The organism is Oerskovia enterophila (assembly GCF_044748475.1).
Taxonomy (GTDB): domain Bacteria; phylum Actinomycetota; class Actinomycetes; order Actinomycetales; family Cellulomonadaceae; genus Oerskovia; species Oerskovia enterophila.
The window spans coordinates 50,420-72,119 of sequence record NZ_JBIVFZ010000005.1; the positions used below are offsets into that span (position 1 = coordinate 50,420).

At 70.1% G+C, this 21,700-nt stretch carries 17 protein-coding genes and 3 tRNA genes; 9 read left to right on the forward strand and 11 right to left on the reverse strand.

Annotated elements, in window-relative coordinates; translation table 11 throughout:
* Positions 1-56: 56 nt before the first annotated feature.
* A tRNA-Leu gene (locus ACIPWA_RS16330) sits at positions 57-139 on the reverse strand.
* Positions 140-431: 292 nt separating this feature from the next.
* Here ACIPWA_RS16330 and ACIPWA_RS16335 point away from each other — a divergent pair.
* The 7 genes from ACIPWA_RS16335 to pknB are packed head-to-tail and all read left to right on the forward strand — an operon-like array spanning position 432 to position 9,939.
* Positions 432-1,136, forward strand: a complete 705-nt coding sequence (locus tag ACIPWA_RS16335; RefSeq protein ID WP_056648059.1) for an FhaA domain-containing protein — start codon at positions 432-434, stop codon at positions 1,134-1,136.
* A 10-nt stretch (positions 1,137-1,146) separates the two neighbouring features.
* Positions 1,147-1,671: an FHA domain-containing protein FhaB/FipA gene (locus tag ACIPWA_RS16340; RefSeq protein WP_056648060.1), complete on the forward strand. Its 525-nt coding sequence runs from the start codon at positions 1,147-1,149 to the stop codon at positions 1,669-1,671.
* Positions 1,672-1,677: 6 nt separating this feature from the next.
* Positions 1,678-3,081 (forward strand): PP2C family protein-serine/threonine phosphatase, encoded by a 1,404-nt coding sequence (locus ACIPWA_RS16345; RefSeq protein WP_400291659.1) that lies wholly within the window; start codon positions 1,678-1,680, stop codon positions 3,079-3,081.
* Positions 3,081-4,688 (forward strand): FtsW/RodA/SpoVE family cell cycle protein, encoded by a 1,608-nt coding sequence (locus ACIPWA_RS16350; RefSeq protein WP_400291660.1) that lies wholly within the window; start codon positions 3,081-3,083, stop codon positions 4,686-4,688. The genes ACIPWA_RS16345 and ACIPWA_RS16350 overlap by 1 nt, the downstream gene beginning before the upstream one ends.
* Positions 4,685-6,148: a peptidoglycan D,D-transpeptidase FtsI family protein gene (locus ACIPWA_RS16355; RefSeq protein ID WP_400291661.1), complete on the forward strand. Its 1,464-nt coding sequence runs from the start codon at positions 4,685-4,687 to the stop codon at positions 6,146-6,148. Before ACIPWA_RS16350 ends, ACIPWA_RS16355 begins: the two co-directional genes overlap by 4 nt.
* Positions 6,145-7,863: a serine/threonine-protein kinase gene (locus ACIPWA_RS16360; RefSeq protein ID WP_400291662.1), complete on the forward strand. Its 1,719-nt coding sequence runs from the start codon at positions 6,145-6,147 to the stop codon at positions 7,861-7,863. The genes ACIPWA_RS16355 and ACIPWA_RS16360 overlap by 4 nt, the downstream gene beginning before the upstream one ends.
* On the forward strand, positions 7,864-9,939 hold the full coding sequence (gene pknB, locus ACIPWA_RS16365) for a Stk1 family PASTA domain-containing Ser/Thr kinase (protein WP_400291663.1): 2,076 nt from the start codon (positions 7,864-7,866) through the stop codon (positions 9,937-9,939).
* A gap of 86 nt (positions 9,940-10,025) precedes the next feature.
* On the opposite strand, the gene ACIPWA_RS16370 is transcribed toward pknB, so the two are convergent.
* Together ACIPWA_RS16370 and ACIPWA_RS16375 are read right to left on the reverse strand one after the other, a co-directional pair.
* Positions 10,026-10,673: an aminodeoxychorismate/anthranilate synthase component II gene (locus ACIPWA_RS16370; RefSeq protein WP_400291664.1), complete on the reverse strand. Its 648-nt coding sequence runs from the start codon at positions 10,671-10,673 to the stop codon at positions 10,026-10,028.
* Positions 10,674-10,888: 215 nt separating this feature from the next.
* Positions 10,889-11,725, reverse strand: a complete 837-nt coding sequence (locus ACIPWA_RS16375; RefSeq protein WP_400291794.1) for a DUF881 domain-containing protein — start codon at positions 11,723-11,725, stop codon at positions 10,889-10,891.
* A 183-nt stretch (positions 11,726-11,908) separates the two neighbouring features.
* Between ACIPWA_RS16375 and ACIPWA_RS16380 the strand changes: the two genes are divergently transcribed.
* Positions 11,909-12,163 carry a cell division protein CrgA gene (locus ACIPWA_RS16380; protein WP_400291665.1) on the forward strand — a complete coding sequence of 85 codons (255 nt, stop codon included), beginning with the start codon at positions 11,909-11,911 and terminating at the stop codon, positions 12,161-12,163.
* A gap of 214 nt (positions 12,164-12,377) precedes the next feature.
* On the opposite strand, the gene ACIPWA_RS16385 is transcribed toward ACIPWA_RS16380, so the two are convergent.
* Together ACIPWA_RS16385 and ACIPWA_RS16390 are read right to left on the reverse strand one after the other, a co-directional pair.
* Complete coding sequence (locus ACIPWA_RS16385; RefSeq protein WP_400291666.1) at positions 12,378-13,094, reverse strand: rhomboid family intramembrane serine protease; 717 nt, start codon at positions 13,092-13,094, stop codon at positions 12,378-12,380.
* Positions 13,095-13,258: 164 nt separating this feature from the next.
* A complete protein-coding gene (locus tag ACIPWA_RS16390; RefSeq protein WP_056648078.1) occupies positions 13,259-13,798 on the reverse strand; it encodes a peptidylprolyl isomerase in 540 nt (179 codons plus the stop codon).
* Positions 13,799-13,948: 150 nt separating this feature from the next.
* Here ACIPWA_RS16390 and ACIPWA_RS16395 point away from each other — a divergent pair, with 150 nt between their 5' ends.
* The gene (locus ACIPWA_RS16395) at positions 13,949-14,935 is read left to right on the forward strand and encodes a hypothetical protein (protein ID WP_068625542.1); all 987 of its coding nucleotides are present in this window, start codon (positions 13,949-13,951) and stop codon (positions 14,933-14,935) included.
* A 146-nt stretch (positions 14,936-15,081) separates the two neighbouring features.
* Here ACIPWA_RS16395 and ACIPWA_RS16400 read toward each other — a convergent pair.
* From ACIPWA_RS16400 to gyrB, 6 genes are all read right to left on the reverse strand, one after another.
* A tRNA-Ala gene (locus ACIPWA_RS16400) sits at positions 15,082-15,154 on the reverse strand.
* 31 nt (positions 15,155-15,185) lie between these two features.
* Positions 15,186-15,305 (reverse strand): DLW-39 family protein, encoded by a 120-nt coding sequence (locus ACIPWA_RS16405; protein WP_210410998.1) that lies wholly within the window; start codon positions 15,303-15,305, stop codon positions 15,186-15,188.
* Between the two features lie 30 nt (positions 15,306-15,335).
* Positions 15,336-15,409 (reverse strand) — tRNA-Ile (locus tag ACIPWA_RS16410).
* A gap of 127 nt (positions 15,410-15,536) precedes the next feature.
* Positions 15,537-16,571 (reverse strand): DUF3566 domain-containing protein, encoded by a 1,035-nt coding sequence (locus ACIPWA_RS16415; protein WP_400291667.1) that lies wholly within the window; start codon positions 16,569-16,571, stop codon positions 15,537-15,539.
* Positions 16,568-19,252, reverse strand: a complete 2,685-nt coding sequence (gyrA, locus tag ACIPWA_RS16420; RefSeq protein WP_082608660.1) for a DNA gyrase subunit A — start codon at positions 19,250-19,252, stop codon at positions 16,568-16,570. Before gyrA ends, ACIPWA_RS16415 begins: the two co-directional genes overlap by 4 nt.
* 196 nt (positions 19,253-19,448) lie before the next feature.
* Complete coding sequence (gene gyrB, locus ACIPWA_RS16425; protein WP_225220065.1) at positions 19,449-21,488, reverse strand: DNA topoisomerase (ATP-hydrolyzing) subunit B; 2,040 nt, start codon at positions 21,486-21,488, stop codon at positions 19,449-19,451.
* Positions 21,489-21,700 lie beyond the last annotated feature (212 nt).

A 21,700-nucleotide genomic window follows, 5' to 3' on the forward strand; every position in this document is an offset into this window, starting at 1 on the left:
ACTCCGGACAGGAGATTCGTTACAACATGGGCTGTTCCAAGGAAACAACCCTCACGTGCGCGAGGGGGGACTTGAACCCCCACGCCCTTTCGGACACTAGCACCTGAAGCTAGCGCGTCTGCCATTCCGCCACTCGCGCGTGCCGCAGAAGATTATCACGAGAGCGGACCCAACCGTGCATCGGTCGGACGGCCGTCCTCGTGCGCTCTTCCACCTGCGCCCCGACCGGGCCAGAGCTCGGTGGTGCACCAGAGAGAACAGTAGCCGCTCCACGGAGCGCCTCACGCCCGAGTCACCCGATCTCCCCGCGATCTCCCCCTCGATTCCGGGAGATTCCCGGCCCGTCGAGGCCCCGGGTCGTTACGATCTAGGTAGTCTGCCCGGGGACCGTGTACCCCGGTCGTGGGAACGTCGATGAGGGAGGAGGTGGCATGGGAGTCCTGGATCGTTTCGAGAAGGGCGTCGAACGCGTCGTCAACAACGCCTTCAAGGTCGGACGCAGCGAGGTCAAGCCTGTCGAGCTCGCGAGCGCTCTGCGTCGTGAGGTCGACGACCGGGCCGCGGTCGTGGACCGCGACCGGACCGTGGTGCCCAACCAGTTCACCATCGAGCTGTCACCGGACGACTACGCGCAGGTCGACGGCTGGGGGGCCGAGTCGCTCGCCGACGAGCTCGCGGCCAACGTCACCGAGCACGCGGCGTCGCAGCACTACGCGTTCGTCGGCCCGGTCAGCGTGTCCTTCGAGCAGAACGACTCGCTCGACACAGGCCGCTTCCAGCTGCGCTCCGCGAGCGTGCGCGGGAACGTCGCGCCGGCGACGGCGTCGGCCCCGAGCGCACGCCACCCCCTGGTGGACATCGACGGCCAGCGCTACCTGCTGACCGGTCCCGTGACCGTGATCGGCCGCGGTTCCGAGGCGGACATCGTCGTCGACGACCCCGGGGTCTCGCGCCGTCACCTCGAGATCCGGGTGACGCAGGACGGGGTCATCGCGACGGACCTCGGTTCCACGAACGGACTCTTCGTCGAGGGCCACCAGGTCCCGGCCGCTACCCTGCTCGACGGGAACAGCCTGACCATCGGGCGGACCCGCATCATGTTCTGGACGGGTGCGCCCGAGAACGAGGAATGGTGATCCACCCCGCATGACCGAGCTGACGTTCACCCTGCTGCGGCTGGGCTACCTGGTCCTGCTGTGGGTGTTCGTGTTCGCCGCGATCGGCGTGCTGCGACGCGACCTGTACGGCACCAAGATCACGGCACGCAAGGGCAAGACGCGCGAGGACGGGCACCGTCCCGCGCCCACCGCCGGGCGCGGTGCGGCGGCGTCGGCCCCCTCGGCCCCGTCCCCTGCTGCTCCCGCGTCCCCGGCCCCGACCGGGCCCTCCCGGCTCGTCGTGACCGCGGGCCCGCTGCGCGGGACCACGGTCCCGCTCTCCGCGTCCTCGATCCTGCTGGGCCGCGCCCCGAGCTGCACCCTTGTCCTCGACGACGACTACTCGTCGTCCCGGCACGCCCGGATCTTCCCCCAGGGTGGCACCTGGTACGTGGAGGACCTCGGCTCGACGAACGGCACCTACATCAACGAGCAGCGCATCACCGGGATCCAGCCCCTCGCCCCAGGAGTGAGCGTGCGGGTGGGGCAGAGCATCGTCGAGCTGCAGCGGTAGCGCGCCATGAACATCGCACTCAGGTACGCCGCGGTCTCCGACGTCGGCCTCGTCCGGTCGAACAACCAGGACTCCGGGTACGCGGGTCCGCACCTCCTCGTCGTCGCGGACGGCATGGGCGGGCACGCGGGCGGCGACGTCGCGTCCTCGCTCGCCATCGCGGCGCTCGCGCCTCTCGACGGGGAGTCGCACGGGCCCGACGACGCCCTGTCCCACCTCGAGGCGTCGATCGACAGCGCGCGTCAGGACCTGGTCGAGCGCAGCGAGCTGACCCCCGAGCTCGCCGGCATGGGCACCACGGTCACCGCGATCCTGCGCAGCGGCAACGCCCTCGCGATGGCGCACCTCGGCGACTCCCGCGCGTACCTGCTGCGCGACGGCGTCCTGAACCAGGTCACGACCGACCACACGTTCGTCCAGCACCTCGTCGACACCGGCCGCATCACCCCGGAGGAGGCCGAGTACCACCCGCAGCGCAACGTCGTGATGCGGGTCCTCGGCGACTTCGACGTCGACCTCACACCGGACATGTCGGTACGCGAGGCGCGCCCCGGCGACCGCTGGATGCTCTGCTCCGACGGGTTGTCGGGGTTCGTGAGCATCGAGACGCTCGAGCACACCCTGAGCACCGTCGCGGACACCGACGAGTGCGCCGACCACCTCCTCCAGCTCGCGCTCCGGGCCGGCAGCACCGACAACGTGACGGTCGTCGTGGCCGACGTCGTCGACCTGGACACCCTGGCCGACGGCGCGGGCCCTTCCACCGTGCCGGTCGTCGTCGGCTCGGCCGCGGTCGACCGCGACCGCCCGACCTCGGCGCAGGACGGCCCCGCCGCCCGCGCGGCCACGCTCGTCGCCACGGCGTCGGCCGAGGAGACCCCGGAGGCCTCGGCCGACACCGCAGAGACCCCCCAGGACGGCACGGATGTTGCGGGCGACGACTCCGACGTCCGCCCCGGCAAGCGCTCGCGCCGCTGGATCGCCCCCGTCGTGACGATCGCGATCCTCGCGGTGGTCGGCGCCGGTGGCCTCTACGGCTACCGGTGGACGCAGCAGCAGTACTACGTGGGCGTGTCCGACGGCCAGGTCGCGGTCTTCCGGGGCATCCCGACCAGCGCGGGCCCCCTCACGCTCTCGACCCCGATCCAGCTCACGGGGGACAAGGTCGACGACCTGCCGCCCTACGTCGTCGACCGGCTCACCGAGACCATCAGCGCCACATCGATCGACGACGCCCGGGACCGCGCGGCGCGCCTCGTCGCCGACGCCCGGGCCGACGCCGACGCGAGCACGCAGGAGCCCGCGGGCACCGGCGCGACCACGCCCCCGGTCGACCCGGCGACGGCCCCTGCCGCCCCCGCCGACGGCACCACGACCGAGACCACGACCGACCCGCCGGCGGCCCCGTGATGGCGACCGTCGAGCCCCACGAGGTACGTCCCTCGCGGCGGGCCGAAGCAGGCCTGCTCGTGCTCGCCCTCGCCCTCGGCATCGGGGCCTACGCGTCCGTCGGCCTGTCGATGCTCGGTGAGCTGCCCACCAACTTCTACGTCTACAGCGCGGGACTCGTCGCGCTCGCCGTCGTCGGGCACGTGGTCCTGCGCCTCAAGGCGCCCTACGCCGACCCGGTCATCCTGCCGGTCACGATCGCCCTCAACGGGATCGGCCTCGGGATGATCAACCGCATCGACATCGGCGGCAAGATCGTCGGCCGCGACCAGGACCTCGCCTCCAAGCAGCTCATGTGGACGGCTCTGGGCGTCGTCGCGGCGTGCGTGGTCGTGTGGCTCCTCAAGGACCACCGGACCCTGCGGAAGTACTCGTACACGGCCATGATCGTCGGCCTGGTGCTCGTCGTGCTGCCTCTGCTCCCCGTGATCGGGCGCAACATCAACGGCGCCCGCATCTGGGTCAACATCGCCGGCATGTCGCTCCAGCCCGCGGAGTTCGCCAAGATCGCCTTCGCGATCTTCTTCGCGGGCTACCTCGTGACCAACCGGGACACGCTCGCACTAGCCGGTCCCAAGGTCCTCGGGCTCCAGCTCCCGCGCCTGCGCGACCTCGGGCCGCTCGTCATCGTCTGGGCCGCGTCGCTCGCCGTGCTCATCTTCGAGCGCGACCTGGGGACCTCCCTCCTGTTCTTCGGCCTCTTCGTGGCCATGCTGTACATCGCGACCGAGCGGTTCAGCTGGGTCGCGATCGGTCTGAGCATGTTCGCCGTGGGCGCGGTCGTCGCGGCCTCGGCGTTCCCGCACGTCCAGGCGCGCGTCGACGTCTGGCTCCACCCCCTCGACCCGGAGATCTACGGTCGCGACCCGGGCGGCTCTGGCCAGCTCGTGGGCGGCATGTTCGGTCTCGCCAACGGCGGGCTCACGGGCACGGGCTGGGGCGAGGGCTACCCCCGCCTCGTGCCGTACTCGTTCTCCGACTTCATCTACACCTCGCTCGGCGAGGAGCTCGGGCTCACGGGGCTGCTCGCGATCCTGGTCATGTACCTCATCCTGGTCGAGCGCGGTCTGCGCACCGCGATCGGCGTCCGCGACGGGTTCGGCAAGCTCCTCGCAGGTGGCCTCGCGTTCGTCATGGCGTGGCAGCTCTTCGTCGTCATCGGCGGGATCACCCGGATCATCCCCCTCACGGGTCTGACCATGCCGTTCGTCGCGCAGGGCGGGTCGTCGCTGCTCGCGAACTGGCTCGTGGTCGGGCTCCTGCTGCGCATCTCCGACAACGCGCGCCGGCCGTCCTCCCTGCCCGTGCGCGGCCAGGTCGCCCCGTCGCGCGCGACCGAGCGTCCGGACACGGGCCCCCAGCCCGTCGCGGTCCAGGCCGGCGCCCACGGTGCCGCCGACCCCGCGGACGGGCGCTCCGCCGTCGGGCAGCGTGAACCCGGGGCGCACGGCGCGCTCCCGGACGACCAGCCCACGCAGGTCGTCCGCACCGCCCTGCCCGAGGTCGGTGGTGGCCCGGACACCGGAGCCACCGAGATCATCGAAGACACCGAGTGGAAGACCCCGTGAACGTCCCTCTGCGCCGAGTGGCGACCGTTGTGCTGGTCATGTTCCTGGCACTCATGGTCTCGACCACCTACATCCAGTTCGTCCAGGCGGACTCGCTCAACAACGACCCCCGCAACGTCCGCCAGATCTACCAGGAGTACGGCAACTTCCGCGGCCCGATCGTCGTCGCGGGGGAGTCGGTGGCCCTCTCGACCCCCATCGACGACCCGTACGGCTACCAGCGCTCGTACACGAACGGGCCCCTGTACGGCCACGTCACCGGGTTCTTCTCGATCGTCAACGGGACCAAGGAGATCGAGCGCACCGAGAACGAGTTCCTCAACGGCCAGGCCAGCACGCTGTGGATCGACCGTCTCCAGGGCCTCATCACGGGCAAGAAGCCCCAGGGCGCGTCGGTCGAGCTGACGATCGACCCCGCAGCCCAGCAGGCCGCGTACGACGCGATGGGCGACCAGCGCGGTGCGGTCGTCGCGATCGAGCCGTCGACGGGCAAGATCCTCGCGCTCGTCTCCAAGCCGTCGTACGACCCCAACCTGCTCGCGACCCACGACACCAAGGCCGCGCGCGAGGCCTACACCTCGCTCATCAACGCGGACGACGACCCGCTCGTGAACCGCGCGATCTCCGGCAACACCTACCCGCCGGGATCCACGTTCAAGCTCGTGACCGCGGCCGCCGCGCTCGAGAGCGGTCAGTACACGCCCGAGACCGTGATCCCCGCACCGGACGAGTACCCGTACGCGAACTCGACCCAGACCATGAAGAACTTCGGCGGGGCGCGCTGCTCCCCGACGGGCGAGCAGACCCTCGCCGACGCGATGCGCATCTCGTGCAACACCGCGTTCGCGGACCTGGGCGTGACGCTCGGGGGCGACGCGATGCGCGACCAGGCGGAGGACTTCGGTTTCGACTCGAAGCTCAGCATCCCCATGACCGTCACGCCCAGCCACTTCCCCGACGCGGAGGTCACCGACGACGCGGGACAGCTCGCGCGTGCCTCGATCGGCCAGGGCGACGTCCGCGTGACCCCGCTCCAGATGGCCATGGTCTCCGCGGCCATCGCCAACGGCGGCAAGCAGATGACGCCCTACACCGTCGCGACCGTGCGCGGCGCGGACCTCGACGTGGTCCAGCAGAACGAGCCCTCGCTCCTGCGCACGTCCGTCTCGCCGACCGTCGCGTCGCAGCTCACCTCGATGATGATCAGCGTGGTCGAGGGCGGCTCGGGCAAGGCCGCGAAGATCGACGGCGTCCAGGTCGCGGGCAAGACGGGCACTGCCGAGCACCAGAGCGGCGCCGCCCCGCACGCCTGGTTCACGGGCTTCGCCCCGGCCGACAACCCTCAGGTCGCGGTCGCCGTCATCGTGGAGAACGGTGGGGACAGCGGCAACGAGGCCACGGGCGGCGCCGTGGCCGCCCCCATCGCCAAGGCCGTCATGGAGGCGGTGTTGAACAAGTGAGGCCGGTCGAGGGGCTCTGGCTCGGCGACCGCTACCGCCTGGTCCGCCGCATCGCGATCGGCGGCATGGGTGAGGTGTGGGTCGCTCACGACAAGGCGCTCGGCCGCGAGATCGCCGTCAAGGTGCTGCGCGAGGAGTACGCGGGCAACGAGGACTTCCTCGAGCGCCTGCGCACCGAGGCGCGCAACAGCGCGGCCCTGTCGCACCCGAACATCGCCCAGATGTACGACTACGGCGAGCAGAACGCCTCGGGCTTCCTCGTCATGGAGCTCGTCATGGGCGAGCCCATGGCGGACCTGCTCGAGCGCGAGCCCGTCCTCATGCCGGCCAAGCTGCTGCCGATCCTCGCGCAGACGGCGCGCGCCCTGCACGCCGCGCACGTCGCGGGAGTCGTCCACCGCGACGTGAAGCCGGGCAACATCCTGCTCGAGCCGCGGGGGGTCGTGAAGATCACCGACTTCGGGGTGTCGCTCGCGGCGAACCAGATCCCCATGACGGCGACCGGCATGGTCATGGGAACGGCCCAGTACCTGTCTCCCGAGCAGGCGATCGGCCAGGCCGCGACCGGGGCGTCGGACGTGTACGCGCTGGGGATCGTGGCCTACGAGTCCGTCGTGGGGAACCGGCCGTTCACGGGGACGACCCCGGTCGACATCGCGGTCGCGCACGTCAACGAGAAGGTGCCGCCGCTGCCCGCGCACGTGCACCCGTCGTTGGCCTCGCTCATCTACGCGATGCTCGCGAAGGACCCCAAGGCGCGACCCATGCCGGCCTCCGCGCTCGCCCAGACGCTCGACGACCTGGCCGAGACCATCGCGCGCGACCCGTGGGGGGCCACGGCCCGGTCCGGGGCCGCCTCCGGGAGCAGGCGTTCGCGCCGCCCCCTGCCCGCACGGCACGGCGCACCGGCTGCACCCAGCTCGCCCACGCCCCTCGAGATCCCCGCCGAGCTGCGCTCACGCCCGCTGCCCACGGTCAGCCCGGCGCCGGCGGCCGACACCGCAGGTCCGGCCACCTCCGGCTGGCCGGCGCACTCCGGGCACTCGGCGCTCTCGGCACCGTCGGGCTACTCGGCGCTCTCGGCTCCCTCTCCGGCGTCCGCCGCGTCGGTCGCCCGCGACGACGTCCTGTACGACGGCCAGGCCGTCCCTCCACCGCCGCCGCCTCCACCGGCCGTCGCGCCGTCGCCGGAGGCTGCGCGCCCCGGCCAGGCGCTCCCCTGGGAGCGCTCGGACGCGCCGGGCGGGGCGGAGCCCGCTGCAGCCCCGCGCTCGTACCCGCCCCGCCGGGAGATGCACGGCGCGGCGGCTTCTCGTCCGCGGCGCCCCGACGCCGGCCCGACGACGTCACGCACCGGCGCGGCGTCGGCTCCCGCGCTCGCGGGGGCCCAGCCGGGCGGGGTGACGCGCGCCGAACGACGGCGTGCCTCCCAGGAACCCGCGGGCGGCCGCACCTCGACGACGACGGGCCAACGGATCGGCGGGTTCGCCAAGGGCCTGTCGTGGCCGCTCGTGGCCCTGCTGATCCTGCTGCTCGTGGTCCTCGTCGCGACCCTCGTCAGAGGTGGCGGGGACGGCACGGACGACTCGGCTGCTGCGACCGTGACCAGATCGTTGTACTCGTCCCAGGACTCGACGTCCAGCGATGGGATGATGCTCAGTACTGTGCCGGAGGCCTCTGCGTCCTCGGCTCCGACAACCTCGAAGGATTCCTAAGTGGTGGACAACGCTCCCCGGGTACTCGCCGGCCGGTACGAGGTCGGTGAGCTCATCGGCCGAGGCGGCATGGCCGAGGTGCACATCGGCCACGACACGCGCCTCGGACGGACCGTGGCGATCAAGATCCTGCGCTCCGACCTCGCACGCGATCCGTCGTTCCTCGCACGCTTCCGTCGTGAGGCACAGGCTGCCGCCGCTCTGAACCACCCGGCCATCGTCGCCGTGTACGACACAGGCGAGGACACCCACACCGAGCCGGGCGGCGGGACGGCGCACGTGCCGTTCATCGTCATGGAGTACGTCGAGGGCCACACGGTCCGCGACATCCTCGGTGACGGACAGGCCGTCCCCATCGACGAGGCCATCGAGATCACGGCCGGCGTGCTGTCGGGCCTCGAGTACTCCCACCACGCGGGCATCGTGCACCGCGACATCAAGCCGGCCAACGTCATGATCACGCCCACGGGCGCGGTCAAGGTCATGGACTTCGGCATCGCGCGCGCCGTCGCGGACTCCGCGGCGACCATGACCCAGACCCACGCCGTGATCGGCACGGCCCAGTACCTCTCGCCCGAGCAGGCCCGCGGGGAGACGGTCGACGCACGCAGCGACATCTACTCGACCGGCTGCCTGCTCTTCGAGCTGCTCACCGGGCGCCCGCCGTTCATCGGCGACTCGCCCGTCGCCGTGGCCTACCAGCACGTGCGGGAGGCCCCGGCCAGGCCGAGCGACCTCGCACCCGACGTGCCGGAGGTCCTCGACCGCATCACGCTCAAGGCGCTCGCCAAGGAGCGGACCGCGCGCTACAGCAGTGCCGCCGAGTTCCGCAACGACCTCGAGAACGCCGTCCGTGGCGGGCACATCACGGCCCCGGCCATCGGGGCGGCCGCCGCGGCGGCCGCGGGCGCCGTGGCAGGAGCCGCGGTCGCCGCGACCCAGGTCCAGCAGCCGCTCGAGAACGCGACGCAGGTCATGAGCCCGGCCCCTGCGACGCCCCCCAACCCGTGGGAGACCACGGGCGTCGCCCCGGCAGCGGTCCCTCCGGGCCAGCCCGGCAACGGGCTGTCCGCCGAGGAACCCGAGGAGGAGCCCGCCAAGCGGCGCGGCCTGATGTGGGCCCTCATCGCCGTGGGTGTCCTGGCCCTCGCCGCGATCATCACCATGATCGTGATCAACTCCCGTCCGGACGCGCCCACCAAGGTGCAAGTGCCTCAGTTCGACGCCTCCACGACCCAGGAGTCGGCCAAGCAGGCGCTCGAGGCGGTCGACCTGGTGTACCTGTACGCGCGCGACACCGAGTCGACCGAGCCCGAGGGCACCTTCACCAAGTCGGACCCCGCGAGCGGGACGTCGGTCGCCACGGGCACCGAGGTCGAGGTCTTCTTCTCCGCAGGGCCGGACACCGTGCTGGTCCCCGACGTCACGGGCCTGACCCAGGAAGAGGCGCGCTCCAAGATCACCGCCGCGAACCTCGTGGTCGACCCGACGGTCGAGGCCGAGGACAACGGGACCATCAAGAAGGGCCTCGTGACCCGGACGGACCCCGCCAACGGCGAGAGCGTCGCTGCAGGGGGCACGGTCAAGATCTTCATCTCGAGCGGCAACGTGAGCGTGCCGGACCTGATCGGCAAGACCGAGGACGAGGCCGTCACCGAGCTCGGCAACCTGGGGCTGACGGCCGTCATCACGACCAAGGAGAGCGTCGAGACCGCGGGCACCGTGATCGACCAGTCGCCCAAGGCAGGGCCCACCAGGCAGGGGCAGAAGGTCACGCTGGTCGTGGCCAAGGCGATCGTGCCCACGGGCCCCGAGAAGACCACGGTGCCCAGCGACCTGGTCGGCATGTCCAAGGACAGGGCCGTCGAAGCCCTCTACGCCAACGGGCTGAATCCTGGACGGATCACCGAGGAGGAGTCCGCGGACGTGCCGAAGGGTCGGGTCATCTCGACCAGCCCTGGCGCGAACCAGGAGGTCGACGAGGGGACCAAGGTGGACCTGGTCATCTCGAGCGGCCCGCCAGCCGGCGGCGGTGGGGGCGGCGAGGACGACGACGGCGGTACACCCACACCGTGACGCCTTGACGCGAGGAGGGCCCGGCACCATCTGGTGCCGGGCCCTCCTGGTGTTCGGGAACGGTCCGTCGGGCCTCGCGAAAGATCTCAGAGGCGTACGAGGGGCGCGAGCCCTTGGGCGCGCTCGATCGCGTCGACCGACCCGCACACGGTCAGCCAGTTCGCGAGCAGCAGGTGGCCCCCCTCGGTGAGCACGGACTCGGGGTGGAACTGCACGCCGTGCAGCGGCAGGTCGCGATGCTGCAGGCCCATCACCACACCGTTCTCGGTGGTCGCCGTGACCACGAGCTCGGCCGGGACCGTCCGGGGCACCACGGCGAGCGAGTGGTAGCGGGTCGCGGTGAAGGGTGAGGGGAGGCCGGCGAGAACGCCGAGGTCCTCGTGGACGACCGGGCTCGTCTTGCCGTGCATGAGCTCGGGGGCGTGCGTGACGGTCGCGCCGTAGACCTCGGCGAGGGCCTGGTGCCCCAGGCAGACACCCAGCATGGGCGTCCCGGACGCCGCGCACGCGCGGATCACGTCCTCGCTCTGCCCCGCCTCCTCGGGGGTGCCGGGGCCGGGGGACACGAGGACGCCGTCGAACACGCCGTCACCGTCCCGGAACCGTCCGTCCGCACCCACGGCCGGGACCGCGTCGTTGCGGACGACCACGGTCCGGGCCCCGAGCTGGTTCAGATAGCCGACGATCGTGTAGACGAACGAGTCGTAGTTGTCCACGACGAGGATGCGGACCATCCCTTACCCACCTGTTCCTTCGGAAGTCGTTGCCTTGAGGCGTCCGGACGCCGCGCGGGGTGCGCGGGCCGTCCGCAGGAGCCGGACCGAGCCCGGCCTGCTCATCATTGTCCCTGCTGCGTGAGGCCGGTGGCCTTGTCCGTGCTCGGGCTCGGTCTCGGTCTCGGCAGGCCGTGGGGGCACGGGGTGGCGGAGTGTCACGAGACCCGTCTCCGTCACGCGCCCTCGTCCTCCGAGCCGGTCACGCGCGCGTACTTCAGGTCGGGCGCTCCCTCGAACACGGGCATGAGCAGCGAGTCGGACTTGTCGACCTTCCACCCCAGGCCGTACTCGTCCACGTACTGCTTGTAGATGTCGATCGCCTCGGACCGGTCGAGCGCCTTCTGGAGCTGTGCCGGGTCCCCCACCGCGGACACCGTGTAGGGCGGCGAGAACACGCGCCCGTGCAGGTTGAGCACGTTCCCGACGCAGCGGAAGGCGGTCGTCGGCGTGACGCGCTGCCCCTGGAGAGTCATCGCTTCCGCGCCTCCTGCCCAGAGTGCGTTGATGACCTCCTGGAGGTCCTGCTGGTGGACGACCAGGTCGTCCACGCGTGCCTTGGGGTGGTCCTGGGTCATGGGGGCGTCGTCGAGCGTCACGCTGATTCCAGGACCCTTCACGGCGACGGCGCCCGAGACGATCCCGGTGCGCTCGACGAGCTCGGGCGACTCGATCTCCACCTGGCCCGTGCCTGCCGCGAGGGTCGACACCTCGGCCTCGAGGCCGACGACCTTGTCGGTCATGTCCTGGACCCGACGCTCCTCGCTCTGCACGAGCTCCGCCAGGTTCTCGGGATGACGACCCTCCTGGCCCTGTGCGAGCCGCGCGCTGGCGGAGAACATGAGCCCCGAGAGCGCGAGCACGAGCAGTACCGTGACGCTCGACCGGACCCGGCGCGCTCGCGTGGGGGGGTGCGCTGACACAGCGACCACGGGCTCGTCGGCGGCGGTGCGCGGGGCATCCTCGACCGCGCCCTGCTCCGTGTCGTGCGGCGCTGCGTGACGGCGATCCATCTGGCTCACTCCCGGCTCTCGTCCATCTGCCCGTGCACACGCTATTCTGTCCGCCCACTACGCTAGATGACGAATGGCGTCGCCGTTCACGACGTCGCGCAACGGCGCTTCGTCCCACCCGACACAGCTCCTGCACACGACTGGTGCCAGGAACACGCATCCCGAGGACAGGAGCCAGCTCTCGTGCCCGAGTCGAAGTCCCGTAAGAAGCCCGCCAAGGTCAAGGCCCCGCAGGTGAAGAAGCCTGAGACCGGCAACCCCCGCTGGCTGGTGCCGACCATGCTGACCCTGATGCTCCTGGGCCTGGCATGGATCGTCATCTTCTACCTCACCAGCAGTGGCCTCGGCCTGCCGATCCCGGCGCTCCACAACTGGAACCTGGTGATCGGGTTCGTCCTGATCATCGCCGGGTTCGCGCTGACCACGCGCTGGAAGTAGTCGCTGGACGACGTGCGTTCCGCCCGCGTCGGCCGGGCTCGGTACAGGAGAGGGTGGGGCACGCAGAGCTGCGGACCCCACCCTCGTGCCTGTCACCAGCGTGCGCGGGACGGACGGATGTCCACAGATTCTTCGCCCTGTGGATAACTACATCAGTGTAGTTCCACACCTGTGAGTAACTCTGTGGATAACTATCCGAGATCGAGCAGTCTGCTCAGGACAGCACGAACTGCGGGGCGGAGGCGTACTTCAGGACCGTGAGCAGGACGAGCACCACCGCGACCGCGACCGTGATGCCGATGCTCCACAGCCTGCGCCGTTCCTTGGGCGCGTAGGCGTAGCCCGCCCCGAGCACGAGCCCCACGACGAGCCCACCCAGGTGAGCCTGCCAGGCGATGTTGCTGACCATGAAGCCGATCGCGAAGTTGATCCCGATCAGGACGAGGATCTGGGCGGCGTTCCGTCCCAGGCGCCGCAGCACCACGAGGATCGCTCCGAAGAGCCCGAACACGGCCCCGGACGCACCGACGACCGGCGTGAACCAACCACCGTCCGGCGTCGGCTGAGCGAGCAGGACGACGCCGACGGATCCGCCGACAGCCGCGAGCACGTACAGCGCGATGAACCGTGCCCGCCCGAGCATCTGCTCGAGGAAGGGCCCGGTGATCCACAGCGCGTACATGTTGAACAGGATGTGGAAGACGCTCGTCGAGTGCAGGAAGGCCGCGGTGAGGAAGCGGTAGGGCTGCACATCACCGATGAACGGTGCGAACGCCAGCCGCTGGGTCCACTCGCCCCCGGTGGCCAGCTGGAGCAGCCAGCTCACGACGCACAGCGCGATGATCGTCAGCGTGACGACCGGGCGCCCCGTCCGGACGGTCCCGCCGAGAGCCGTCTTGGTCTGGGGTGCGGACCGGGCCTGCTCGCGCACGCAGTCGACGCACTGGATACCGACGGCCGCCGGACGTTGGCACTCGGGGCAGGCCGGACGTCCACAGCGTTGGCAGCGGACGTACGAGACGCGGTCTGGGTGTCGGGGACACACCGGGGCCGGCTGCGCCGGCCCCGGTGTCCCGAAGGCGGGGACGGAGATGGTCAGTCCTCGATGGTGACCGAGGTGATGACGATGTCCTCGACCGGGCGGTCGCCCGGGCGGGTCCGCGTCGCGTTGATCGCGTCCACGACCGCACGGGACTCGTCGTCGACGACCTCGCCGAAGATGGTGTGCTTGCCGTTGAGCCACGGCGTGGGGACCGTCGAGATGAAGAACTGCGACCCGTTGGTGCCCTCGACCTCACCCGAGACCGGGTTGCGGCGCGAGCCCGCGTTGGCCATGGCCAGCAGGTAGGGGCGGTCGAACTGCAGCTCGGGGTGGATCTCGTCGTTGAACGTGTAGCCGGGCCCACCGGTGCCGGTGCCGAGCGGGCAGCCGCCCTGCAGCATGAAGTCCTGGATCACGCGGTGGAAGATCAGACCGTCGTAGAACGGGTCGTTGCGCTCCGCGCCCGTGCGCGGATCCGTCCAGGTCGTGGTGCCCTTCGCCAGACCGGTGAAGTTCGCCACCGTCTTGGGCGCGTGGTTCGGCAGGAGCTCGATACGGATGTCACCAGCAGTGGTGTGGAGGGTTGCGAACATGCCCCCATTCTCACACGATCGCCTGTGCCCCCGCCCTGTCGCTCGGTTCATGTCCCGCGCCACGGCGCGCTTGCCTCGCGAGCCTCCGGGCACGGTGGCAGAGTGGAGTTCCAGCGCCTACAGCCCGCATCACGAACACCTGGAGTCTCCATGTCCGACCGAACCCGCCGTTCCGCACGCGCCGTGACCGACACGATCGATACCGAGAAGCTCAAGGATCAGGCCGCTGAGGTCGCTGCGCTCGTCGGGGAGGCCGGCGCCAAGGCACAGACGACCGCGGTCCAGCTCGCCGACCAGGCCAAGGGTGCCGCCGGTCAGGCGAAGGAGTGGGGCAGCCCCAAGGTCGAGGCCTTCGTCGAGTGGCTCACGCCTCGTGTCGAGAAGGCATGGCAGGACAGCCTCCAGGCCGCTGCACCACGCGTCGAGAAGGCCGCCGGGAAGGCAGCGCCTGCGATCGACACCGCGCACGACAAGCTCGTCGACGAGGTCCTGCCCAAGATCGTGGCGAGCTTCAACGCGGCGGCCGCAGCAGCGGCCGAAGCAGCGTCCCGCGCCGCCGACGCCGCGGCCGCCGCCACGGCCGAGTCCGCGGCGGCCACCGAGACCCTGTCCAAGAGGGCCACGAAGAAGGCCGCCAAGGCCGCGAAGAAGGGCATCGACGCCTCGGCGGCGTCGGCCAAGAAGGCTGCCAAGGCCGCACCGGCCAAGCTCACCGCAGCCGCTGAGGCCGCGGACCCGCAGAAGAAGAGCAAGGCCCTGTGGTGGGTCGTGGGCGGTGTGACCGCTGCCGGCGGCGCCTACGTCCTGTGGCGCCGTGCACAGCCGACCACGGACCCGTGGGCCGAGCCCTGGGACCAGGTTCCCGCCTCGACCTTCGACGACGCACGAGCCGCCGTGGGCAATGCCGCCGAGGCCGTCGGGGAGGCCGCCGGCGCCGCCGTCGCCAAGGGCCGTGAGACGGGGGAGAAGGTCCAGGGAGCCGTAGCCGACGCCGGTGACAAGATCTCCGGCAAGGTCCAGGACGCCGTGACCGATGCCAAGGAGGCGACGCGCAAGGCGACAGGACGTGCCAAGGACGCGGCGTCGTCGGGCAGCGAGGGAAGCACCGAGGGCGAGGACAAGAAGCCGACCGCCTGAACCGTACGAACGCGTGAGGGGCCCGTCCGGCGATGCCGGGCGGGCCCCTCTGGCATGTAGGGCTCGAACCCGACCGCCACGAGGGCCGGAACACGCAGAAGGCCGCCGGTCAGGTCATGGACCCGGCCGGCGGCCTTCTCACTGTGTGGAGCCAGGGGGACTCGAACCCCCAACCCCCTGCTTGCAAAGCAGGTGCGCTACCAATTGCGCCATGGCCCCAGAACGCTCGGAACCGACGTGCAGAGAGCCGTCACTCGAAAGTGTCGGTGACCTCTGCCCAGAGATCGCGCTCGTTGTTGTCCTCGGACACCTTGCGCCAGATCAAGAATCCAGCGCCAGCAACGAGCAGCAGTACGAAGAACTTCTTCATGACGTTCCCCCTCGGGTGGGTTTCCGGCAGTGGGCCTAAGAGGACTTGAACCTCTGACCTCTTCCTTATCAGGGAAGCGCTCTAACCGTCTGAGCTATAGGCCCTTGCTGTGCTGCGGCAGCGCTTGAGACTATCGCACTTCTCGGGGTGTACCCAAACCGGGACATCGTCGGGAGCCGTCCGAGACCGCTCACGGCCTGCGACGACGCCCCGGTCGGGGGACGTTTTGCCCTAGTCGTCCGTCATCGTGAGGTGGATTCCGCCCACCATCGCGGCAACCAGGTTGTAGATGAACGCCATGATCGTGGACAGCGCTGTGATGAGCACCATATTCACGATCGCGATCAGGGTGGAGAGTGCGACGACCCGGTTGAACTCCACGAACTGGAGCACGTCGACGGGGCTCTCTTTGCCGACGATGCTCTCCACCAGGGAGTTCACCTCGGTGAAGACGCCCATACCGTCCAGCACGGTCCAGAAGACCGCGGTCGCGACGACCGTCATGATCCCGATGGCCACGGCCAGCAGGAACGACAGCTTCATGACCGACCACGGGTCGACCCGCGACACCGTCAGGCGGACCCTGCGAGGCCCGTCGGACGCGGGCCGCGCAGCGGGCTTCGCGTCCGTCGAGGGCGCCGCTGCGGCGGTCGCGGCCGCAGGCGCGGCAGCGGCAGCCGCCGCAGGAGTCGTCCCCGTCACCGGGCGGGCCGTCCCGCTGAAGCCGGCGGCCGTGTAGTGCATCGCCGGGACCTCCTGCGTACCGCCAGGAGCGGTGGTGCTCGTCGAGCTCTTCGTCACGCGCGGCACCGTTCGGTCGTCGATCTCGGTCGTGGACTGTGCGACGGGCGTCGCCGGGGCAGCCGCTGGGGGCGCCGGGCTCGCCGCGGGCTTGGCGGGAGCCGAGCTGTCGGCCGCCGGCCTGGCGGTCGTCGGAGCAGGGTCGGACAGCTTCTTCGCGGCTGCCTTGGCCGTGGCCATGGCGGCCGCGGCTGCCTTGAGCGCGCCGGAGCGCGCCGTGCCACCGTTCGACGCGGGAGGCGGCGGGACGGGGGCATCGCTCCCGCCCGACGGACCGCTCGCCGCGGGCGGCGGCGGCACCGGGGCGTTGGCCCCGGTCGGCGCACCGCTGGTCGTCCCGCCCCCTGCGGGCCGCGCCGTGCCGTTGGTCGCCGCAGGGCGGCTCGCGGTGCCCGTCACGTCGTCAGGACGCGGCGGCACCACCTTCGGCGCGATCGTCGGCGGGGACTTCTTCTCGCTGCTCATCTACCATCCTCGGTGGCTCCGGGGGCCGCTTCCGACGAAGCCTCCTGCCCGGTGGTGCTGGCGGGAGAGGCGACGTCAGGCTGCCCCTGCTCGGATGCTTCCTCGTCCACGGTATCCCGATCCTCCCCCAGTCGACGTTCGACATTACGGGCAACGGCGATGATCTTGTCGTTCTTGTCCGGCTTGGCGAAGATCACGCCCTGCGACGTGCGACCCGTCGGCTTGACCTCGTCGACGGACGACCTGACGATCTTCCCCCGTTCCATGATGACGAGCACCTCGTCGTCGGCATCGACCACGAGCGCACCGACCAGGTCCCCGTTGCGCTCGGGCAGGTTGGCCACCTTGATGCCGAACCCGTTGCGGCCCTGGACGCGGTAGTTGTCCTCCGTGAGCTGGGTCCGCTTGGCGATACCGCCCTCGGTGACCGTGAACAGGAACGCGTCGTCCCGGACCACGTCCATGGCCAGGAGGTCGTCCTCCTCACGGAACTTCATGCCCGTCACGCCCGAGGTGGACCGGCCGAGCGGACGCATGGCGTCGTCGTCGGCCGTGAAGCGGATCGACTGCCCCTTGCGCGAGACCAGGATCAGGTCGTCCGTCGCGTCGACCAGCCGGGCCGAGACCAGCTCGTCGGTGTTGCCGTCCTCGTCCTCGCGCAGGTTGATCGCGATGAGACCGCCCGAGCGCGGCGAGTTGTACTCCGAGAGGCGCGTCTTCTTGACCAGACCGCGACGGGTCGCGAGCACCAGGTACTCCGCGGCGTCGTAGTCGCGCAGGTCGAGGACCTGGGCGATCTTCTCTCCGGGCTGGAACGCCAGGAGGTTCGCGACGTGCTGGCCCTTGGCGTCGCGGCCGCCCTCGGGCAGCTCGTACGCCTTGGCCCGGTACACCCGACCGAGGTTCGTGAAGAACAGGAGCCAGTGGTGCGTCGTCGTGACGAAGAAGTGGTCGACGATGTCGTCCTCGCGCAGCTGCGCGCCGCGCACGCCCTTGCCACCGCGCTTCTGCTGGCGGTAGTTGTCGCTACGGGTGCGCTTGGCGTAGCCACCGCGCGTGATCGTGACGACGACCTCCTCCTCGGCGATGAGGTCCTCGATCGACACCTCTCCGTCGTAGGGCAGGATCGTCGTGCGACGCTCGTCGCCGTACCGGGCCACGATCTCCTCGAGCTCGTCGCCCACGATCTGACGCTGGCGCTCGGGACGGGCCAGGATGTCGTTGAGGTCCTTGATCGCGGCCTCGAGCTCGGCGTACTCGTCGATGAGCTTCTGTCGCTCCATGGCCGCGAGGGCACGCAGCTGGAGGGTCAGGATGGCGCGGGCCTGGATCTCGTCGACCTCGAGCAGCGCCATGAGGCCTTCTCGGGCGTCCTCGACCGTGGCCGAACCACGGATGAGCGCGATGACCGCGTCGAGCGCGTCGAGCGCCTTGAGGTAGCCGCGCACGATGTGCGCCCGCTCCTCCTTGGCGCGCAGGTCGAACCGGGCGCGGCGCATGACCACGTCCATCTGGTGCGTCGTCCAGTGCCGGACGAACGCGTCGATGCTCAGCGTGCGCGGCACGCCGTCGACCAGCGCGAGCATGTTCGCGCCGAAGTTCTCCTGGAGCGACGTGTGCTTGTACAGGTTGTTCAGGACGACCTTCGCGACCGCGTCGCGCTTGAGCACGATCACGAGGCGCTGCCCCGTACGACCGGACGTCTCGTCGCGGATGTCTGCGATGCCCTGGACCTTGCCGTCCTTGACGAGGTCCGCGATGCGCAGCGCCAGGTTGTCGGGGTTGACCTGGTAGGGGAGCTCGGTGATGACGAGGCAGATCCGGTTCTGGATCTCCTCGACGTTGACGACCGCGCGCATCGTGATCGAGCCACGACCCGTGCGGTACGCCTCCTCGATGCCCTTGTGGCCGAGGATCGTCGCACCGGTCGGGAAGTCCGGGCCCTTGATCTTGGTCAGCAGCACCTCGAGAAGCTCCTCCTTGGAGGCCTCCGGGTGCTCGAGGTGCCACTTCACGCCGTCCGCGACCTCACGGAGGTTGTGCGGGGGGATGTTCGTGGCCATGCCGACCGCGATGCCGGCCGAGCCGTTGACCAGCAGGTTCGGGAACCGCGAGGGCAGGACGACGGGCTCCTGGGTACGGCCGTCGTAGTTGTCCTGGAAGTCGACCGTCTCCTTGTCGATGTCCCGGACCATCTCCGTGGCCAGCGGTGCCATGCGACACTCGGTGTATCGGGGGGCCGCCGCCGGGTCGTTGCCGGGGGACCCGAAGTTCCCCTGGCCCGCAGCGAGCGGGTAGCGCAGCGACCAGTCCTGGACCAGGCGGACCAGGGCGTCGTAGATCGACGTGTCACCGTGCGGGTGGAACTTTCCCATGACGTCACCGACGACACGGCTGCACTTGGAGAACGCGCGGTCGGGGCGGTAGCCACCGTCGTGCATCGCGTACAGCACGCGCCGGTGGACGGGCTTGAGCCCGTCACGCACGTCGGGGAGCGCTCGTCCGACGATGACGCTCATGGCGTAGTCGAGGTACGAGCGCTGCATCTCGAGCTGCAGGTCCACCTGTGCGATCCGGCCGTGCTGCACCGCGACCGCACCGTCGGCCCCCAGCGTCGCCTCGGTCCCGTCCCCGGGAAGGGTCCCCTGGTTCTCGTCCTGCTCGGGAGTCTCGTCCGTCACCGTCGTCTACCTCGTCCTGTCGTGGTCCTGCTGTGTGGTGAAGCTGTCGTCGCGGCTCGGAGGAAGCACGCCCGGTCGACCGTGAAGGTCTCCTGGTGGGCCGTCCGCCGTGTCGTCGCGCGGTAGGTCGTGGTCGGCGCGCGGACGGCCGGGTCTTCCACCCGGCCGTCCTTCGCCACCGACCATGTCCTACCCGCTAGATGTCCAGGAACCTCACGTCCTTGGCGTTGCGCTGGATGAAGTTCCGGCGCGACTCGACGTCCTCGCCCATGAGGATCGAGAAGATCTCGTCCGCGGCGGCCGCGTCGTCGAGCGTGACCTGGTTGAGCGTGCGGTGCTCGGGGTCCATGGTCGTGTCCCACAGCTCCGAGTAGTCCATCTCGCCGAGACCCTTGTAGCGCTGGATCCCGTTCTCCTTGGGGATGCGCTTGCCCGCAGCCTGACCCGCGAGCAGGAACGCGTCGCGCTCCCGGTCGGAGTAGACGTAGTCGTGCGGCGCGTTGGACCACTTGAGGCGGTAGAGCGGCGGCTGCGCGAGGTACACGTGGCCGTGCTCGATCAGCGGGCGCATGTACCGGAAGAGCAGCGTCAGCAGCAGCGTGCAGATGTGCTGGCCGTCGACGTCGGCGTCCGCCATGAGGACGATCTTGTGGTACCTCAGCTTGGCGATGTCGAAGTCCTCGCCGATGCCCGTGCCGAACGCCGTGATGAGCGCCTGGACCTCGTTGTTGCCCAGCGCACGGTCGAGGCGCGCGCGCTCGACGTTGAGGATCTTGCCTCGCAGCGGGAGGATCGCCTGGTTGTGCGGGTTGCGTCCACGGACGGCCGAGCCGCCTGCCGAGTCACCCTCGACGATGAAGACCTCGCACTCCTCTGGCCGGTTGGACTGGCAGTCCTTGAGCTTGCCCGGCATGCCGCCGGACTCGAGGAGCCCCTTGCGTCGCGTCGCCTCGCGCGCCTTGCGGGCGGCGAGCCGCGCCTGCGAGGCCTGGATGGCCTTGCGGATGATGTCGCGCGCCTCGGTCGGGTGCGAGTCGAACCAGTCCGTGAGCTGCGAGCGGACGACGCGCTGCACGAACGACTTGGCCTCGGTGTTGCCGAGCTTGGTCTTCGTCTGGCCCTCGAACTGGGGCTCGCCGAGCTTGATCGACAGGACGGCCGTGAGGCCCTCGCGGATGTCGTCACCCGTGAGGTTGTCGTCCTTCTCCTTGATGATGGCCTTGGCCCGCGCGTACTCGTTGACGAGCGAGGTCATGGCCGCACGGAAGCCCTCCTCGTGCGTGCCGCCCTCGGTCGTCGAGATCGTGTTGGCGAACGTGTGCACGGACTCGGAGTAGGCGCTGGTCCACTGGAGCGCGATCTCGACCGAGATGCGCCGCTCCTTGTCCTCGGACTCGAAGTCGATGATCTCGTCGTGGATCAGCTCGACCTTCTTGGCCGCGTTGAGGTGCTTGACGTAGTCCACCAGCCCCTCGTCGTACTTGTACGACACCACGCGGGGCTTGAACTCGTCCTCCCCCTCGGGGGCCGCGACGAGGTCCTCGGCGGGGTCCGAGACCTGGCCCGTGACCTCGTCGTCGGTGTCCAGGAACTGACGGCGCTCGTCCGTGAGCGTGATGCGCAGCCCCTTGTTGAGGAACGCGTACTGCTGGAAGCGCGAGCGGAGGGTCTCGAAGTCGAACTCGGTCGTCTCGAAGATCTCCGGGTCCGGCCAGAACGTCTGCGTCGTGCCGGTCTCCGTGGTGGCCTCGCCCTCGACGAGAGGCCCGTCGGTCTTGCCGCCGTCCTTGAAGTTCTGGCTCCAGACGTGACCGTCGCGCTTGATCACCGTCTGGACCTTGCGCGACAACGCGTTGACGACCGAGATGCCCACGCCGTGCAGTCCACCGGAGACCGCGTAGCCGCCCCCGCCGAACTTCCCGCCGGCGTGGAGGATCGTCATGACGACCTCGACCGTGGGCTTGCCCTCGGTCGGGTGGATGGCGACGGGGATACCGCGACCGTTGTCGGTGACGCGTACACCTCCGTCGGCCAGAAGTGTCACGTCGATCGTGTCGGCGTACCCCGCGAGGGCTTCGTCCACAGAGTTGTCCACAACCTCGTACACCAGGTGGTGGAGCCCTCGCTCACCGGTCGAGCCGATGTACATACCGGGTCGCTTGCGGACGGCCTCGAGCCCTTCGAGGACGGTGATGTTGCTCGCGTCGTACGTGCCGCCCGAAGGGTCCTGGTCCAGGCCGGGACCTCCACCGCTCTCCGGGGGCAGGCTCGAAGGGACGTTGTCTGTGTGCTCTGCCACGGGCGGAAGCGCTCCTCGTCATCTTGCACGCGACAGGTTCACCCGCTGGGGAGGATCGCTGCACGGCTCATCGGTTCCGGCTCGCGCGCGTGCCAGTCGGCGCGCGCGGAGTGACCCGGAATGACCTCACCATTCTACCTGGGAGGCAG

What these genes read in the sequence shown, in the direction of transcription:
- ACIPWA_RS16375 (WP_400291794.1), bottom strand. Translation starts at nt 11,725, where the DNA reads ATGGATCGCCGTCACGCAGCGCCGCACGACACGGAGCAGGGCGCGGTC.
- ACIPWA_RS16415 (WP_400291667.1), bottom strand. Translation starts at nt 16,571, where the DNA reads ATGAGCAGCGAGAAGAAGTCCCCGCCGACGATCGCGCCGAAGGTGGTG.
- ACIPWA_RS16350 (WP_400291660.1), top strand. Translation starts at nt 3,081, where the DNA reads ATGGCGACCGTCGAGCCCCACGAGGTACGTCCCTCGCGGCGGGCCGAA.
- ACIPWA_RS16340 (WP_056648060.1), top strand. Translation starts at nt 1,147, where the DNA reads ATGACCGAGCTGACGTTCACCCTGCTGCGGCTGGGCTACCTGGTCCTG.
- ACIPWA_RS16345 (WP_400291659.1), top strand. Translation starts at nt 1,678, where the DNA reads ATGAACATCGCACTCAGGTACGCCGCGGTCTCCGACGTCGGCCTCGTC.
- ACIPWA_RS16405 (WP_210410998.1), bottom strand. Translation starts at nt 15,305, where the DNA reads ATGAAGAAGTTCTTCGTACTGCTGCTCGTTGCTGGCGCTGGATTCTTG.
- ACIPWA_RS16370 (WP_400291664.1), bottom strand. Translation starts at nt 10,673, where the DNA reads ATGGTCCGCATCCTCGTCGTGGACAACTACGACTCGTTCGTCTACACG.
- ACIPWA_RS16390 (WP_056648078.1), bottom strand. Translation starts at nt 13,798, where the DNA reads ATGTTCGCAACCCTCCACACCACTGCTGGTGACATCCGTATCGAGCTC.
- ACIPWA_RS16395 (WP_068625542.1), top strand. Translation starts at nt 13,949, where the DNA reads ATGTCCGACCGAACCCGCCGTTCCGCACGCGCCGTGACCGACACGATC.
- ACIPWA_RS16335 (WP_056648059.1), top strand. Translation starts at nt 432, where the DNA reads ATGGGAGTCCTGGATCGTTTCGAGAAGGGCGTCGAACGCGTCGTCAAC.